Origin of the sequence: Pseudoalteromonas sp. FUC4 (assembly GCF_008370255.1) — a bacterium.
Classification (GTDB): domain Bacteria; phylum Pseudomonadota; class Gammaproteobacteria; order Enterobacterales; family Alteromonadaceae; genus Pseudoalteromonas.
Map to the genome: position 1 here is coordinate 264,583 of NZ_SEUI01000004.1, position 17,348 is coordinate 281,930.

Annotated in this window: 17 protein-coding genes; 8 read left to right on the top strand and 9 right to left on the bottom strand. The window is 39.1% G+C overall.

Annotated elements, in window-relative coordinates:
* Positions 1 to 8 precede the first annotated feature (8 nt).
* Positions 9 to 1,142: a PilT/PilU family type 4a pilus ATPase gene (locus EU510_RS13415; RefSeq protein ID WP_149593911.1), complete on the top strand. Its 1,134-nt coding sequence runs from the start codon at positions 9 to 11 to the stop codon at positions 1,140 to 1,142.
* Between the two features lie 77 nt (positions 1,143 to 1,219).
* Here EU510_RS13415 and ruvX read toward each other — a convergent pair whose 3' ends face one another.
* The 6 genes from ruvX to EU510_RS13445 form a co-directional block, all read right to left on the bottom strand.
* Positions 1,220 to 1,669, bottom strand: a complete 450-nt coding sequence (ruvX, locus tag EU510_RS13420; RefSeq protein WP_149593912.1) for a Holliday junction resolvase RuvX — start codon at positions 1,667 to 1,669, stop codon at positions 1,220 to 1,222.
* A gap of 38 nt (positions 1,670 to 1,707) precedes the next feature.
* Entirely contained in the window at positions 1,708 to 2,265 is a 558-nt protein-coding gene (locus EU510_RS13425; protein ID WP_149593913.1) for a YqgE/AlgH family protein, read from the bottom strand.
* Positions 2,266 to 2,421: 156 nt separating this feature from the next.
* On the bottom strand, positions 2,422 to 3,372 hold the full coding sequence (gshB, locus tag EU510_RS13430; RefSeq protein WP_149593914.1) for a glutathione synthase: 951 nt from the start codon (positions 3,370 to 3,372) through the stop codon (positions 2,422 to 2,424).
* Between the two features lie 54 nt (positions 3,373 to 3,426).
* On the bottom strand, positions 3,427 to 4,161 hold the full coding sequence (gene rsmE, locus EU510_RS13435; RefSeq protein ID WP_149593915.1) for a 16S rRNA (uracil(1498)-N(3))-methyltransferase: 735 nt from the start codon (positions 4,159 to 4,161) through the stop codon (positions 3,427 to 3,429).
* A 69-nt stretch (positions 4,162 to 4,230) separates the two neighbouring features.
* Positions 4,231 to 4,725 carry a hypothetical protein gene (locus tag EU510_RS13440; RefSeq protein ID WP_149593916.1) on the bottom strand — a complete coding sequence of 165 codons (495 nt, stop codon included), beginning with the start codon at positions 4,723 to 4,725 and terminating at the stop codon, positions 4,231 to 4,233.
* A 66-nt stretch (positions 4,726 to 4,791) separates the two neighbouring features.
* Positions 4,792 to 5,685: a hypothetical protein gene (locus tag EU510_RS13445; protein ID WP_149593917.1), complete on the bottom strand. Its 894-nt coding sequence runs from the start codon at positions 5,683 to 5,685 to the stop codon at positions 4,792 to 4,794.
* 77 nt (positions 5,686 to 5,762) lie between these two features.
* On the opposite strand from EU510_RS13445, the gene glnE reads away from it, so the two are divergent.
* Positions 5,763 to 8,558, top strand: a complete 2,796-nt coding sequence (glnE, locus tag EU510_RS13450) for a bifunctional [glutamate--ammonia ligase]-adenylyl-L-tyrosine phosphorylase/[glutamate--ammonia-ligase] adenylyltransferase (protein ID WP_149593918.1) — start codon at positions 5,763 to 5,765, stop codon at positions 8,556 to 8,558.
* 69 nt (positions 8,559 to 8,627) lie between these two features.
* On the opposite strand, the gene EU510_RS13455 is transcribed toward glnE, so the two are convergent.
* The 3 genes from EU510_RS13455 to tolC form a co-directional block, all read right to left on the bottom strand.
* Positions 8,628 to 9,200 carry a toxin co-regulated pilus biosynthesis Q family protein gene (locus EU510_RS13455; protein ID WP_149593919.1) on the bottom strand — a complete coding sequence of 191 codons (573 nt, stop codon included), beginning with the start codon at positions 9,198 to 9,200 and terminating at the stop codon, positions 8,628 to 8,630.
* A gap of 41 nt (positions 9,201 to 9,241) precedes the next feature.
* The gene (gene lpxL / locus EU510_RS13460) at positions 9,242 to 10,171 is read right to left on the bottom strand and encodes an LpxL/LpxP family Kdo(2)-lipid IV(A) lauroyl/palmitoleoyl acyltransferase (protein ID WP_149593920.1); all 930 of its coding nucleotides are present in this window, start codon (positions 10,169 to 10,171) and stop codon (positions 9,242 to 9,244) included.
* Between the two features lie 111 nt (positions 10,172 to 10,282).
* The gene (gene tolC / locus EU510_RS13465; RefSeq protein WP_149593921.1) at positions 10,283 to 11,638 is read right to left on the bottom strand and encodes an outer membrane channel protein TolC; all 1,356 of its coding nucleotides are present in this window, start codon (positions 11,636 to 11,638) and stop codon (positions 10,283 to 10,285) included.
* Between the two features lie 151 nt (positions 11,639 to 11,789).
* On the opposite strand from tolC, the gene EU510_RS13470 reads away from it, so the two are divergent.
* The 6 genes from EU510_RS13470 to EU510_RS13495 all read left to right on the top strand — a co-directional run bounded on the left by EU510_RS13470 (position 11,790) and on the right by EU510_RS13495 (position 17,339).
* Entirely contained in the window at positions 11,790 to 12,416 is a 627-nt protein-coding gene (locus EU510_RS13470) for an NUDIX domain-containing protein (protein ID WP_149593922.1), read from the top strand.
* A gap of 26 nt (positions 12,417 to 12,442) precedes the next feature.
* Positions 12,443 to 12,901 (top strand): DUF1249 domain-containing protein, encoded by a 459-nt coding sequence (locus EU510_RS13475; RefSeq protein WP_024596230.1) that lies wholly within the window; start codon positions 12,443 to 12,445, stop codon positions 12,899 to 12,901.
* Positions 12,888 to 13,673 (top strand): metallophosphoesterase, encoded by a 786-nt coding sequence (locus EU510_RS13480; protein ID WP_149593923.1) that lies wholly within the window; start codon positions 12,888 to 12,890, stop codon positions 13,671 to 13,673. The genes EU510_RS13475 and EU510_RS13480 overlap by 14 nt, the downstream gene beginning before the upstream one ends.
* Positions 13,658 to 14,218, top strand: a complete 561-nt coding sequence (locus EU510_RS13485; protein WP_149593924.1) for a YqiA/YcfP family alpha/beta fold hydrolase — start codon at positions 13,658 to 13,660, stop codon at positions 14,216 to 14,218. Before EU510_RS13480 ends, EU510_RS13485 begins: the two co-directional genes overlap by 16 nt.
* A gap of 107 nt (positions 14,219 to 14,325) precedes the next feature.
* Positions 14,326 to 16,215 carry a DNA topoisomerase IV subunit B gene (gene parE / locus EU510_RS13490; protein WP_149593925.1) on the top strand — a complete coding sequence of 630 codons (1,890 nt, stop codon included), beginning with the start codon at positions 14,326 to 14,328 and terminating at the stop codon, positions 16,213 to 16,215.
* 29 nt (positions 16,216 to 16,244) lie between these two features.
* Positions 16,245 to 17,339, top strand: a complete 1,095-nt coding sequence (locus EU510_RS13495) for a PQQ-dependent sugar dehydrogenase (RefSeq protein ID WP_024605067.1) — start codon at positions 16,245 to 16,247, stop codon at positions 17,337 to 17,339.
* Positions 17,340 to 17,348 lie beyond the last annotated feature (9 nt).

Consider the following 17,348-nt stretch of genomic DNA (forward strand, 5'->3'; position numbering starts at 1 on the left):
AAATTATTATGGCTTTATCTTTAAACGACTTTTTATTAGTAATGATTGAAAAAAAGGGCTCGGATTTATTTGTATCGAGTCAACTACCAGTAAGTGCCAAAATTAATGGTGAATTAATCGCGCTAAGTGACGATAAACTTACTGATGAGCAGGCTTTAGATCTTGTTGAGTCAGCAATGAGCGAAAAGCAAAAAAATGAGTTTCATACCACCAAAGAGTGCAACTTTGCGATAGCAACAGACGAAGGTCGTTTCCGTATTTCTGCTTTTTGGCAGCGCGATAGAGCGGGTATGGTTATTCGCCGAATAGTAACGCAAATACCTGATGTAAGTGAGCTGGGTCTACCTTCTACACTTACCGATGTCATTATGTCTAAGCGTGGATTAGTTTTATTCGTTGGTGGTACTGGTACCGGTAAATCAACTTCACTAGCTGCGCTTATTGGCTACAGAAACCGTAATCAACGTGGTCATATACTGACTATTGAAGATCCGATTGAATTTGTTCATGAGCATCGTAAAAGTATTATTACTCAGCGCGAAGTCGGGCTTGATACCGAAAGCTTTGAGTCAGCACTTAAAAGTTCATTACGCCAAGCGCCAGATGTAATTTTGATTGGTGAAATTCGCTCTCAAGAGACTATGGAATACGCACTAAGCTTTGCCGAAACCGGGCACCTGTGCGTTGCAACACTTCATGCAAATAACGCCAACCAAGCAATAGACCGTATCATGCACTTAGTACCAAAAGAAAAACACGATAAGCTCAAGTACGACTTAGCACTTAACTTACGTGCAATTGTTGCTCAGCAATTAGTCCCTACTGCTGATGGCGAAAGCCGAGTTGCAGCTATTGAAATATTGCTTAACTCACCGATGGTTGCTGAACTGATTAAAAGTGGTGATATTGGCGGTATTAAAGAGGCAATGGCTAAATCGAAAGAAATGGGCATGCAAACCTTTGACCAAGCCTTATTTGAGTTGTACAGACAACAACGAATCAATTACGCTGATGCACTGCACCATGCTGATTCGCCAAATGATTTACGCTTAATGATTAAGCTGCGTAATAACGAACAACAAGGCGCGGGCTTTTTACAGGGCGTTACTATTGATGGGCTTGATGATAAAAATAGCGATTAATAATTTAAAAGCAATCAATAAAAAAGCGCCAATAGGCGCTTTTTTTATTTGTATAACGGGTTGTTTATATAGCAGGCTTATTCACCATAACTAGACTCAAAAAAACTTTCTAAAATAATAACCGCAGACATATTATCTACGTTACCTTTGCCTAAGTTTTTATAGCCGCCACTTTCAAAAAGTCGCGCTTTAGCATCCGCGGTCGTTAAACGCTCGTCTTGTGTTTGCACAGGAATGCCATAATGATTATGTAATCTGTTGGCAAACTTTTTTGCTTTAAAGGTAACCTCTTGTGAGGTTCCATCCATATTTAGTGGTAAGCCAACAACCATTAAGTCAGGTTGCCATTCAGTCACTTGTACTGCAATATGCTCCCAATTAGGAATACCATCTTGTGCTTTTACAGCCTTAAGGCTAGATGCACTGCCTGTTAGTTCTTGCCCAATAGCAATCCCAATACTTTTGGTGCCAAAGTCAAAGCCCATTACAGTGCGTTCGCCTTGCGGCTTAAGCGATTTTTTTGTCATGTGTATCTTGTTTAAGTTTACTAAGGGTTAAGTTACTATTATGCGTGACCCGCTTCAGGGCTGAGTTGGCTAATATCGAAGCCCAACATTGAAACTGCTTTTTCCCATCGTTTTTCAACGGGGGTATCAAAAATGATCTTCGGATCTGCTTCTATGATCAACCAGCTGTTATCAAGTAACTCTTGTTCGAGTTGGCCTTGTTCCCACCCTGAATAACCCAGTGTAATAATAAATTGATCAGGTGCTTGTGCAGTGGTTAAGTTTGCTAAAACGTCTTTTGAGGTAGTGATCATAATGTCACTACTGAGTTTTTGACTTGCTGAATAACCCGATTGAGGAGAGTGTAGTACAAAGCCACGGTCCGTTTTAACGGGTCCACCTGCAAACACAGTTACTTTTGCTGCGTTTTGAGTTTTGTCGTTATCAATTTCTATTTTATCTAAAAGCTCGCCAACAGTAACATCAATAGGTTGGTTTATTACCAAGCCCATAGCCCCATCTTCATTGTGCTCACAAATATAGGTAACAGCACGTTTAAAAAAAGGGTCTTGCATCGACGGCATCGCGATTAAAAAATGATTTTCTAATGATTGCATAGATCTCACCCTTTTTAGTTAATGAACTTTGAGTATGGCACATACCTTTGTTTTTAAAACTAAAAAAGCACTTTCATACAGTTTAAAAATTAATAATCAACAATTGTATTAAGATTTATAACACGAAAGCGCTTTTTAATAGTGATAGGTAGGTGCTTATTTACCTAACTTTCTTTCAATGGCATCAAACAAAATACCTGTAATAGAAATATCATAAGCTGCTTCAATTTCGCGTACGCACGTTGGTGCAGTTACGTTAATTTCAGTTAATTTATCGCCAATAATATCTAAACCTACAAATATTAAGCCTTTTTCTTTAAGCGTTGGTGCGACTGCTTGCGCTATTTTTAAATCTGATTCGCTAAGTGGACGCGCTTCGCCTCGACCGCCAACAGCTAAATTACCGCGTGTTTCACCATTTTGTGGAATACGTGCTAAACAATACGGAATCACTTCGCCATCAATAACCAATACGCGCTTGTCGCCTTGTTTGATCTCTGGGATGTAATTTTGCACCATCGCAAAACGACTGCCGTGCTCGGTTAGTGTTTCGCAAATTACACCAATGTTTGCATCGTCTTCTTTGATACGAAAAATTGATGCACCACCCATACCATCAAGCGGTTTTAAAATAATGTCTTTATGCTCGGCTAAAAACTCACGAATTTGCTTTTGGCTGCGTGTTACTAACGTATCAGGTGTGTGTTCGCTAAACCAAGCTGTAAATAGTTTTTCGTTAGCATCGCGTAAGCTTTGTGGCTTGTTAATTATTAACGTACCTTCTTGCTCAGCACGCTCTAAAATATACGTCGCGTAAATGTATTCAGTATCAAAAGGAGGATCTTTACGCATTAAAATTACATCAAGGTCGGCAAGGGCTATAGTGGTTTTTTCTTCAAGCTCGTACCATTTTTCTGCATTGTTGAATACTTGCGCTTTAGACGCTGTAGCGTACGACTTACCTTTACGAAGTGATAAATCATCCATCTCCATATAATAAATTTCGTAGCCGCGTTCTTGCGCTTGCATCATCATTGCAAAACCGGTGTCTTTTTTGATGTTAAATCCACTAATAGGATCAGAAATAATACCTAACTTAATTGCCATGCGCTGTGCCTTACTATAAATGTTACTGTTTATATGAGGGTGCTTTTAGTTATTTCAATTAGCTAAATCGCCAAATTGAAGTTGTAATGCACTTAAGACCGTTAAAGCAGCGGTTTCCGTTCGTAAAACACGCGGGCCTAAGCGAATATCTACAAATTCTAGTTGTTTAGTTAATGCCATTTCATCGTCGGTAAAGCCACCTTCAGGCCCCACTAAAAAGCGTACGCCATCTTTAGGTACCGTAATGGTTTTAATACTGTGCTCAGCACGAGGGTGAAGCGTGAGCTTAATTTCATTGGTTTGCTGTGCAAGCCACTGCTTTAAATCTACAGGAGGATGAATAATTGGCACAAAATTACGCCCAGATTGCTCTGCCGCTGCAATTGCTATTTTTTGCCATTGTTGGTGTTTTTTCTCAAGGCGATCGCCCATTAGTTTTACACCACAGCGCTGACTAAAAAGTGGGGTGATTTCGGTAATACCCAGTTCAACCGACTTTTGAATTGTAAAATCCATTTTGTCACCACGTGAAACACACTGGCCTAAATGAATTTTAAGTGGGGATTCTACGTCATGAAGGTTTAGCTCTAACGGCATTACAACGACTGTTTTTTTTGTTACCTCAATTATTTCACTAAGGTATTCGCCGCCTTCGCCATTGAAAATAGATACTTGCTCGCCTACTTTCATGCGCAGCACTCTGCCAATATGCCCTGCAGCATCGTCATCTAAAGTTACAGGGGTGTTTAAGGCAATATTCGATGTTTGATAAATATGAGGAACTCGCATAGGGCGTCACTTACTACTTAGCGTAAAAATATATACTGCTATGGTAAGTAAGCTCGCAGCTGTGCGCAATTATTTATTTTTATTAAGTTGCTCGGCGAGATCTATTAAATCTTGTGGTGTGTGCGCTATATCGTGGTGATTTTGCGAAGGTTCGGTTAACGTCTCATCAGTAACCCGGCTTAGTGTATAGCCTGTATCATCAAGGTTTATTAAAAAGCGATCCTTATGCAACGAGTTATAAATAAAGCGCTGCTTATCACTTGCGAGTAAGTAGTCGGCATTATTAAAAAGTACACCATTTAAATTATGATGTTCTTTTAAGTAGTTAATGAGTTCAGATACGCTAATTTCGTTTTCAAGATCGCAATAACTATAGTCTTTAATAAGCTCGTCAAACATCATTTTTACTAGCTGACGGGTATTACTGCCTGCTGCAATAAGCGTACTGGCTTTTGTTTTGCCATTATTATTTACATAGTGTTCGGCAAATGCTCGGCTAAATTCGTTATCTATGTCGATTAGCAAATAGTTCGTGGCTTCAAGTGGCATAGGGCCTCGTTGCATCTAAGCAAAGTAATTACCTTAATACTTAAATGCAAACGATTTAATCGCTGTATTTTTAGTAAAGGCCTAAAGAGAAAACATACTAATAAGTAAATAACCTATAGCACAAAAAACAGCAAACTCTATACATGCAACACCAATGTTATCTTGGTGGTCTATTTCAAGAGCCGTATCAATATTTGGTAAAGAGATAGCTTTTATCACATACGTTAAGCTGTAAAGTAGTATCCACATTACACCGCAATGCATAACGAGTGTAAATATGTTTTCTACCATTTTACCGTTTTGAAATGCAGCACTAGATAAGCCAGCGTACACAGCCAGTGCTAAACCAATAGATTTGCCTGCGTACCTTATTCCAATTGACGTATTTTCTAGATTAAAGTTACTTTGCAATGAGGCACCTTGATTTGCTTTTGCGAAACGGTGTTCTCGTATTTTACTATCAAGTGCAAACATTCCCTGAAGTGTAAAAAAGCTAACAAAAGCAATAAGTAAGTTACTAAACCCTTGTGTATGCGTCCACGTGTATAAACCAAGTGCAATTATACAGTTAGCTATTAACATGCCGGAATCTACCAGTGCGGCACATACATTTTGTTTTAATATGGCAGCTTCTTCGTTAAACCTGTGTAGTATCCATTTTCTGTGAATTAAATGACCCACTTTTATAAAAGTGAATAAAAGAATAATAATAATTAACACTTTTAATGGGTTTGACTGTGCCGTGCTTACGCTTATTTCGTCAAATAAAAAGGCTATAGTGGCTATAACAACCGATATTTCAGATGCAAAACTAATACCCATGGCAAAGTTGTCGTGTTGCGCTAACTCATCTTTAAGCGCTTGTTTTGCTTTGATTTGAGTGGCAACTCGTAAACAAAAAATAGTTATGCAAATAACCGCAAAACTAATGGCAATCGCAATAAAACTAGTGTTAGATAAAGACAAATATGACATGGTGATCCTAATTAAGTTAACCTTTCTAGGTTTTAATCATTCTAGTACGGTTATTGATGATATAAAAGAGAGGATTGATGAGTAACGTAAAGCAACTTCCTATTCAATTACAAAAACTTGGCTTGATGCGCTTTGAACAGTTATACCCGCAGCAAAGTAAACAAAGTGAAGTTGTAAGGTTATTAGCATTAAGTGACTTTGCTTGGCGCAGTTTAGAGTCTCAACCTGATTTAAAAGATTGGCTTTTGTGCAAAGACGAAATACAAAACAGGCATGTTACTTCTCCCTTTGATGGCCTAGAGCTTACTGATATAGATGAAGCAAAGTGCAATCAAATTTTACGAAAGTACCGCGAAAAGTACTGGCTGAAGGTTGCATACCTCGATCTGTGCTGCGCCAACCCAATTGCCGATAGCATAAACTATATTAGCCAACTGGCTGATATGCTAATTAATAGTGCCAACCAATGGGCGCATGCACAGGTGGCTAAAGTAAATGGTGAGCCGCTTGATGAGCAAAACCAAGCAATGCCATTAATGGTTTTAGGGATGGGGAAGCTCGGCGGGCAAGAGCTAAATTACTCCTCTGATATTGATCTCATTTTTGCATATCCGCGCAGTACAAAAACCCAAGGTGGCCGCAGAAGCCTTGAGGCCCAAGTATTTTATACCAAAGTTGCACAAAAGCTCATTGCATCACTTAACCAAGCGACCGGTGATGGACAAGTATTTAGAGTTGACATGCGGTTGCGTCCGTTTGGCGAAAGCGGCCCTTTGGTTATGAGCTTTAACGCTATTGAAGATTACTACCAAGAACAAGGGCGCGATTGGGAGCGCTACGCCATGTTAAAAGGACGCTTAATTGGCATGCCTAATAAATATTGGGATGAATTTATTAAGCTTTTAAAGCCGTTTGTTTATCGCCGGTATATTGATTTTTCGGTGATTGAATCACTGCGTAAAATGAAGCTAATGATTGCACAAGAAGTGCGCCGAAAACGCTTAACTAATAATATAAAGCTCGGTGCAGGTGGCATACGTGAAGTAGAGTTTATAGTACAAGCCCTGCAAATGGTACGAGGTGGGCGAGAGGCTAATTTACAAACTCAATCACTACTTAAAGCATTAAATGAGCTATCACTTAGCCAAGTTATAGACGAGCAAGAAGCCATAGAGCTTAAAAGCAATTATCTTTATTTACGAAAAGTTGAGCAGTACCTCCAAATATTTGACGACCAACAAACACAAACACTTCCCGATGATGAATTAAATCAACAGCGTTTAAATTTATTATTAGAACAAGCCGATTTTGATGCCACTTTAAGCAGTATTGAAAAGGTGATGAAGCAAGTTAACGGTGAGTTTGCACTGGTTATCGGCGAGGAAACTGTGCCATTAGATACCTGTGAAGGCGCATTTATTAGTGCTTGGGATCATGGCGATGTGAGCTTTTTAAAAGAAGCTAGAGATGAATGGCAAACACCCCTTAACGATTTTAAATTAAGGCTGTCTAAGGTAAATATAGGTAACCGAGGGCGTGACACTCTTGATAAATTAATGCCTGTTCTATTAAGTAAGTTAAATGACTTTAATGCCAGCGCAGCTGCTTTTACAATGGTTTGCCAAATTTTTAATAAAATAATTTCACGCACTGCTTATTTAGAACTACTGCATGAAAACCAAGGGGCATTAAAGCAACTCGTTTTACTGTGTTGTCATAGCAAATGGATAGGCGAGCATATTTCTCGCTACCCTATATTGCTTGATGAGCTAATAGATCCGGCGGTTCTTTATAAACCGACACCATTAACGGCTTATAAAGATGAAATAAGACAGTATTTTTTACGAATAGAGCATGACGATTTAGAACTGCAAATGGAGTCGCTTAGGCAGTTTAAGCAAACGCATCAATTACGAATTGCAGCTGCAGATGCAACCGGTGTTCTCGATGTAATGAAAGTAAGCGATCACTTAACGGTACTCGCTGAAGTGATTGTTGATCAAGCTGTTAATATTGCATGGCATAACACTGTTAAGCGTTTTGGTATGCCTCCTGGCACTGATGACGAAAACAAAGGCTTTGCTGTTATCGCATATGGTAAAACGGGCGGCTTAGAAGTAGGGTACGACTCAGATCTAGATTTGGTATTTGTACACAATCATGATGGCTCAAGCCAAACAAATGGTGAAAAATCGATAGATTCTCGGCAGTTTTATTTAAAGCTCGCTCAGCGCTTAATGCATTTGTTTAATACTCGTACTGCTTCAGGAATTTTGTATGAGCTTGATACACGACTTCGCCCTGAAGGTGCATCGGGTTTACTGGCTATCAATCTAGAGAGCTTTAATCACTATCAGCAAACTCAGGCATGGACGTGGGAGCATCAAGCACTTGTTCGAGCTCGTCTGATTTTAGGTCAAGATGATCTGATAGATCGTTTTTCACAAATCCGTAAAAATATACTATGCCAACAGCGCGATGATGCCGTATTAAAAGCGGATGTAATAAAAATGCGCGAAAAAATGCGGGATCATTTAGCGAAAGGAAATACTGAGCAATTTGATTTAAAACAAGATGTTGGTGGTATGGCTGATATTGAGTTTATTACGCAATATTTAGTACTTAAGCACGCTAATCAATTTGAGCAGCTTAGCGTTTATTCAGATAACGTAAGAATATTAACAGATGCAGCAAATATAGGGTGTATTACCAAAGAGCAAAAACAGCAGTTAATTAAAGCGTATATTGATTATCGCTCGTGTTATCACGTATTGAGCTTGGATCAAAAGGGCAAATTAATATCACGAGAAACGTTCTTACAAGATATAACTAACGTAACGAACATTTGGAATAGTATTTTTGAATTGAATTGAATTGAATTGAATTGAATTGTAAAACCCAAGTGCTTGCTTGGGTTTTTTTGTATTTAAACATTTAAACAGTTAAACGTTTAGTTTCAAACAGTTTGTACGTACAAATTCTGAGGGTAACTCTGTAATAACAGCCGCTCTTTGTTTGTGGCAAAAGTAAGTATAAACCTCATACTCAAAGTCGTCATTTATAGCGCGGCCAATTTGATAAAGAGCAGAAGTAAAGTTACTGTCTACTCTAAAATGATCTTTAACTACGTAGTCTTTACTTAAATACCAGTAAAGCTCAATACCTTCATTTTTTGCGTATTTATTGAGTACGTTTTTAAGTGTTGTGCCATTTTCAAAGCGCCTCGGTTCAACTTTTCCAGTCCAACTTGTTGGCATAGGATCAACTGTACGCGCACGTTCAGCTAATACTCTATCTAATGTTTGTTCTGGTGTTTTAAGTTTTAAAACAAATTGATCTCGTTCTTTATTACTTTTTACTTGGTTACGAATAGAAGAGTAAAATCGTGACAATCCTTCTGCGGCTGCATTTTTAGATTTTTTAATATCGAATACAGAACCATCACCCAACAAAAAGTATACGGCGAGTGCTATTAACACAACTGCAAATGATAAATGCCTAATCCAAAACCACATTATTATTCCCCACCTTATTTGTTCCTATTATTGTTATACCATTACTTTTTATAAAAAGAAGGGGTATTTTTATCAGGTCGAGTTTTAAAGCGACGGTGCAGCCACATGTATTGTTCAGGAGCTGCATTTATACATAGCTCTACGCGTTGATTAACGCGTGTTACATCAGCTTTATCATCACCACTTGGGAAGTTTTCAAGCTCAGGCACTACCTCTAAATGATACTTACCATTTTCGTCACGGCGCGAGATTAAGCTCATAGTTTCGCAGTTTTTACTGCCAGCAAACATGAGAGTACCCGTTGTTGTTGCTGTGTCAGGAACTGCGTAAAATGGCACAAACTCACAGCGGTTACGGCCGTAATCTTGGTCAGGTAAGTAATAGCATACTTTTTTATTTTTTAATGATTTTAGTAAGCCTTTTACATCTTTCCTGCCAATTAAGTATTCGTTAGAACGAAGGCGGCCATTAGTTGTAAAGTATTCCATTAGAGCGTTGTTATGAGGGCGATAAAAGCCTAAACCTTGGCATTTTAATCCCATTACACGACTTGCCATTTCAAGATGCAAAATGTGGGGAACAAGTAATAAAACACCTTTACCAGATGCCTGTACGCGCTCAAAATGCTCCAAACCTTTGATTGAGCCATATACACTTTTTACTCGCCACTGCGGCCACCACCAAGCCATGCCAGTTTCGACCATTGCAATGCCGGTGTTTTCCATATTTTTGAGTACAAGTTTTTTTTGATCTGCTTCGCTCATATCAGGAAAGCACAGCTTAATATTTACTTCTGCAATATGGCGACGGCGCTTCATAAATTTATGGACTAAGCGGCCAAGTTGCTTACCCATTGCCAGCTGTAGCTTTTGTGGTAGCCAAGAAATTAAATATAAAAATAAAACGCCAACCCACGTTAGCCAGTATCGAGGGCCTAAAAAAGATGCTTTAAAAGGAGATGAGGTGACCACAAAAATCTCTCTGAGAATAAAAACGATAGTTTAACGCTAAGCGCTATAAAATACAAAAAGCCAGCTACATGCTGGCTTTGAATAAATCTATATTATGTTTAGCTGTAAAAGTTAAGCTGATTTTAAACCTTGATTTATAGCAACTAAATCTTCACTTGTTAGTGTACCCGCAGCTTGTTTTAAGCGAAGGGTAGATAACACATAACGGTAACGCACATCAGCAAGGTTACGTTTTGCATCGTATAAATTTTGCGTACTCACAAGTACGTCAACAATGGTACGAGTACCTACTTCAAAACCAGCTTCAGTTGCTTTAAGGGCACTTTGAGCTGAAACAACGGCTTGCTCTAGCGCTTTGTAAGTAGCAATGTCAGAAACAACTTGATTATAAGATGTAATCACTGTGCGAGTTACTGCACGGTAATTTGTTTCATAGTCTTGGCTAGCACCTACGTAAAATGCTCGGGCTTGATTTGTTGCAGCAACTGTTGCACCACCTGAATACAAAGGTACGCTAAAGTTAAGCGCTACAGAGCTTGAGTCTGAACGTGGCTGATCATCAAAGTTAGCGCCATTTATTTGATTGTCTGTAAGAGAGTCACCATAATTTGCACTTAGTGTTAGTTTTGGATAATGACCCGCTTTTGCTAATTCAATTTGATCTTTTGCAATATCAACCGTTACTTTAGACACCTGCAGGTTGATATTTTTATCTTCAGCTACTTTAACAAAGTCGCTTGAGCGCTTAGTTGGTTTAGTTGTTGAGAAAGTATCTGTATTTAAAAAATCTAATTTTTCGTGGTATTTACCTGTAATCTCACGAAGCTGCTCGCGTGCTGTTTCTACAGCATTACCTGCAATAATTTCTTGAGCTACCGAGTTATCAAACTGAGCTTGCGCTTCGTGTACGTCTGTAATTGCTGTTAAGCCTACCGCATAACGTTGTTTTGTTTGCTCAAGCTGACGTTCAATTGCACGTTTTTCAGCTTCAACAAATTCAAGGTTATCGCTGGCACTTAATACGTTAAAATAACCCTCAGCAACGCGTACAATTAAGTTTTGTTTAGCTGCATCGTATAGGCCGCTTGCTTGAAGTGCTTGCTTGTCGGCAATATCTAACGTATTCCAGGCACCTAAATCAAATAATGTTTGGCTTAAACTTACACCACGAGAGAATTGGTCTGTGTCACTTTCAACTTTTACTTGGTTAGATAAGTCGCCAACGCTTTGGTACGACGTTGCATCGCTTTTTGTATAACCCATGGTTAAACCAATTTGAGGTAGTAGTGCACTCATCGCCAAATCGCTTTGGTAAGACTGTGCATCAGCTTGGGCTTTGGCTTTTAAAACAGTAGGATCGTTAGCTGTCGCTATTTCAAAAACTTGTAGTAAATCTTCAGCTTTCACTGCTGTTGCACCTAGTGCGCATGATAAACTAACTAGCGCCGCAAGAATGTTCTTTTTCATGTGGGGTTCGGTCCTTAGACAATTTTTGTACTAAAAGCATGTTAACCTGTTTTACTGCATAACAAAAAAAATAATTAGTAAAACAGTATGTTCAAGTGTAACAGAATATATTAACGCATTTTAAAACTTTAGATAAGTAGGAAGTAAGTACATGATTGATAAAAAGCTCGTTCAATTTACACATAAAGATGTGGATTTAAAGCCAATTAAAAACCTTTATAAAGGTTTTTTTCAGGTTGATTTATACCAGTTTGAACATGCTCTTTTCGCAGGTGGAAAATCTAAAGTAATTAGCCGCGAAATTTTAGAACGTGGCGATGCCATTGCAGTACTGCCTTACGACCCAATATCAGATACTGTTCTTTTGATTGAGCAAATACGTATTGGCGCTATTAAAAGTAAGCATTCGCCGTGGCTACTAGAATGTATAGCCGGAATGACAGACGGCAGTACGGATTACGAATCTGTTGTAAAAAAAGAAGCGTATGAAGAAGCAGGGCTTGAATTAACCGAGCTTGAATTTATGCTCTCATACCTATCAAGCCCAGGTGGAACAACTGAGCGCTTACACTTATATTTAGCACGTGCTGATTTAAGCCAAGTAGAATCAGGTGTATATGGTCTTGAAACTGAAGGCGAGGATATAAAAACTCATATTTTATCGGTTGATGATGCGCTAATGCGCCTCAATAACGGTGAAATAGATAATGCGGCAACGGTTATTTGTATGCAGTGGCTTGCGCTAAATCGCGAAAAAATGGCAAGCAAATGGGCATAAACTCTTACTAATATTATGGCGGAACTTTGACAGCACAATTAGCAACAAATCGATATATTCAAAACCTCCCAAAGTATTTAACACTTTGTGAGCATAACTATGTGCGACTATTAAAGTTGTTACCGAGCGAGCGCAATATAGGAAGCATTCGTGAAGTAAAACTTGGCAACAGTGAATTTGCTACAAAAATTGATGGCAGCGCAAAATACACTATGGATATTTCAATTAAGCAGCTAACAGGAATGGTTAAAGGGATAGCGCCGCTGTATTTAACGGCTCGCTTGTATCACGATGCGAAAGTAGCTGAAATTATTCATCACGATTATCATCAACGCATAAAACCATCGTACGGATACCCCAATCCTAAAATGCATCAAAAAGATGAAAAGTATCAACTTAATGCTTTTTTATACGACTGGTTAGTGGCCTGTGTAGAGCACGGGCAAGCAACATTAAATTGGGATGTAAATAATGGCTTGGTTTGATGATACATATACATTTGATAAATCATCTCTGTGCATTGCGCATATTACCGACAGCCATTTATTTGCAGATAAAAATGATGAATATTTTAATGTAAATACTGCAGCTAATTTTGAACAAGCTTTGGCACACATCGCTGAGCAGCCAGTAGATTGCGTAATTTTTGGTGGTGATTTAACACAAGACCATAGTTTCGAATCGTACTTATTATTTAGTGAACTTGTAAATGCAAGTGACATCACTTGCCCTGTATTTTGGGTGCCAGGTAATCATGATGAACTAGCAATGCTTAGCCGAATAAGTGGCGGGCAAATAAATTCGGCTAAACATATTATTGCTAACGGGGTTGAGCTACTTCTTATTAATTCTAAAGGGCCTACACCCGCAGGATGGGTTACTGGCGCGCATTTAGATGAAATAACTGATGCTTTAGTCAACTCGAATAATAGTAAAGTTATCTTTTGTCATCATAATCCGCTACCAATAAATGGCTATCTTGATAAGCACTTATTAGAAAATGGTCCACAGCTTTTAAATATTTTAGTTAATGGTAATAATGTATCTGCGCTTTTTCATGGTCATGTACACAACGACTATGAACAAAATTTTAGAGGCTTGCCTATATATGCAAGTCCTGCCAGTTCAGTACAGTTTGTAAAATACACTCCAAAGTGGGAGCAAAAAAATGCGGGGCCTGCTTACAGAATGCTAAATATAAAGAGTACAAAAGATAAAGTTGAATTAAAAACGGAAGTGGTATGGCTAAGCGCGTAATTTATATTCATGGCTTTAATAGTTCACAAAAATCATATAAAGCTGTGCGCTTTGGTGAGCTTATGGCAAACTATGACGTTGATTATTGTGTACCGAACTTAAACCACGAGCCCCTACAAGCTATAATTGAGCTTGAACAATTGCTAACGCCCGATACCGTTTTATTAGGTAGCTCGTTAGGTGGTTTTTTTGCCACGTATTTATCGCAGCGTTATCAAATCCCTGCAGTGGTTATTAATCCCGCGGTCGCACCCTATAATTTATTACAGTCGTTACTTGGGCCTAATTATAATCCGTATCAAGATTATCATTACGATTTAAATAACAGTCATATTGAGGCGCTGAAATTACTCGCTGTAGATAAATTAGCATACCCTGATTTACTGTACTTATTACAGCAAACAGGTGATGAAGTGTTGAACTTTCAACACGCAGTAAAATATTATTCGCAATGCAAGCAATTGATAGAGTTTGGTGGCGATCATAGCTACGTTGAATTTGAACGCACCTTTGCAAGTATTGTAGATTTTCTTAAAATCACGTAAAACTAGTTAGCCTGAACTGAGGTTAGTTACTATATTAACGCTTTAGCGCATATAACAATAAAACTAGTAAACGTATTAGAGCCTTAGCGGATATAAAGACAAAAACTATGAGTGATCAAAATTATAACGCCGAAGCCATTGAAGTACTTAATGGATTAGATCCGGTAAAACGACGCCCAGGGATGTACACCGATACCGTACGCCCAAACCATTTAGGCCAAGAGGTTATCGATAACAGTGTCGATGAAGCTATGGCGGGTCATGCCACTCGTATCGACGTAATACTCCACGAAGATAACTCGCTCGAAGTGAGCGATGACGGACGTGGTATGCCTATTGATATTCACCCTGAGGAAGGTATCCCAGGGGTTGAACTAATCTTCACTAAGTTACACGCCGGTGGTAAGTTTTCTAATAAAAACTACCAATTTTCGGGTGGTTTACACGGTGTAGGTATTTCTGTAGTAAATGCGTTATCTACACGTGTAGAAGTAACGGTAAGGCGCGACGCTCAACAATTTAGAATGGCTTTTGAAAACGGCGACAAGGTAGAAGACTTGAGCGTAATTGGTACTGTTGGTAAGCGCAATACAGGTACCACCGTTCGTTTTTGGGCTGATGTTAGCTATTTTGATTCTGCAAACTACTCAATTACCAAGCTTAATCATTTATTAAAAGCCAAAGCGGTGTTATGCCCAGGACTGCGTATTAAGTTTGTTAATAAGCAGACGAAAGAAACCAAAGAATGGTTTTACGAGACGGGCTTAAAAGATTACCTAATTGAAGCCGTGAAAGGGTTTGAAACATTACCGCAAGACCCATTCGTAGGTGAGTTTAAAAGCTCAATTGAAGGCGCTGATTGGGCTGTTGTATGGCTACCTGAAGGTGGCGAATCAATAGCGGAAAGCTACGTAAACTTAATTCCTACCGCGCAAGGTGGTACACATGTAAATGGTCTGCGCCAAGGCTTGCTTGAAGCAATGCGAGAGTTTTGTGAGTTTAGAAATTTACTACCTCGTGGCGTAAAGCTAACACCGGATGATATTTGGGAGCGTTGTAGTTACGTATTGTCGGTTAAAATGCAAGACCCACAATTTGCAGGGCAAACCAAAGAAAAACTTTCATCGCGCTCATGTGCCGCATTTGTATCGGGAGTTGTAAAAGATTCGTTTAGTTTATGGCTAAATGAACATACTGATACCGCAGAACTATTAGCTGAACTATGTATTTCAAACGCGCAAAGCCGGTTGCGCGCAGCTAAAAAAGTCGTACGTAAACGAGTTACTGCAGGTCCTGCATTACCAGGTAAATTGACCGATTGTAGTGCTGCCGATAATGACCGAACCGAGCTGTTCTTAGTGGAAGGTGATTCTGCTGGTGGTTCTGCGAAACAAGCGCGAGACCGTGAATTTCAGGCAATTATGCCGCTACGTGGTAAAATTTTAAATACCTGGGAAGTAGAGTCGGGGCAAATACTAGCATCACAAGAAGTACACGATATTTCAGTGGCACTGGGTATTGACCCAGAATCAACAGATATGTCGGGACTGCGTTACAATAAGATTTGTATACTGGCCGATGCTGACTCGGATGGATTACATATTGCAACATTGTTATGTGCACTGTTTGTTCGTCACTTTCCAGAGTTAGTAAAAACAGGGCATGTGTATGTTGCAATGCCGCCATTATTTAGAATAGATATTGGTAAAGAAGTTTATTACGCCTTAGATGAAGAAGAAAAAACCGCTATTTTGGCGCGCATAGAAGCCGAGAAAAAACGCGGAAAAGTAAACGTACAACGATTCAAAGGTCTGGGTGAAATGAATCCGTTACAGCTTCGTGAAACCACGATGGATCCTAATACGCGACGCTTAGTGCAGCTTACGCTTGATGAAGAAATAGAAACCATGGAAATGATGGATATGCTACTTGCTAAAAAACGATCGCCTGATCGTCGTCAATGGTTAGAAGATCATGGCAATAAGGCGCTCGTTTAATTGCTTGTGCCTAACACTAGGAGAGACAAATGAAAAAATTACTAGGAAGTTTGCTGTTACTTGGGCTGACTAGCGCTCCTGCAATGGCTAAAAATATACTCGATAAGCTCACCGTAGCACCGGGGTTTGAAATTAGCTTATTTGCAAATGATGTAGAAAATGCACGTCAAATAGCCGTTTCAAAAAAAGGTATTGTGTATGTTGGCTCTCGTAAAGCGGGCAACGTATATGCGCTTATTGATCACAATAGCGACGGCGTAGCAGATAAAAAAATTGTTGTGGCTAAAGGCTTAAACATGCCCTCTGGTATAGCAATTAAAGATGGCGACTTATATGTTGGCGAAGTGCATCGTATTATTCGCTTTAAAAATATTGATACCCAATTAAAAGATCCAAAGTTTGATGTGGTTTATAACAAACTACCGAGTGAGCGTCATCATGGCTGGAAATTTTTACGTTTTGCACCAACGGGAGAATTAATCATTCCAGTGGGTGTGCCGTGTAATATTTGTGCTGAGGATGAGCGTTTTGGTCGTATTTTTGCACTTAATGTAGAAACAAAACAAATAAAAACAATAGCTAAAGGCGTTAGAAACACAGTGGGTTTTGATTTTCATCCTGCTACTCAAGCTTTATGGTTTAGTGATAATGGTCGCGACATGATGGGCGATGATATTCCACCTGATGAGTTAAACCGTGCAACACAAGAAGGAGAGCATTTTGGTTTTCCGTATGTTCATGCCGGTGCAATTATTGACCCTGAGTTTGGTGAAGGTAAAAACATTGCCGATTACACGTCGCCAGCACTTGCACTTCCAGCGCATGTAGCGCCATTAGGTATTCATTTTTATAACGGTAAGCAATTTCCAGCAAGTTATAAGCAACAATTATTTGTTGCTGAACATGGCTCATGGAACCGTTCTAAAAAGTCAGGTTATAAAGTAGGCCTAGCAACAATCGAAGTAGGTCGCGTAACTAAATATACGCCATTTATTACTGGCTTTATGAAAGACGAAACAACATTTGGACGCCCTGTTGCATTTGCAGAATTAGGTGACGGCAGTCTGTTAGTAAGCGATGATTACGCCAATGTAATCTACCGTGTAAGCTATAAGAAAAACTAGGTAAGCTTT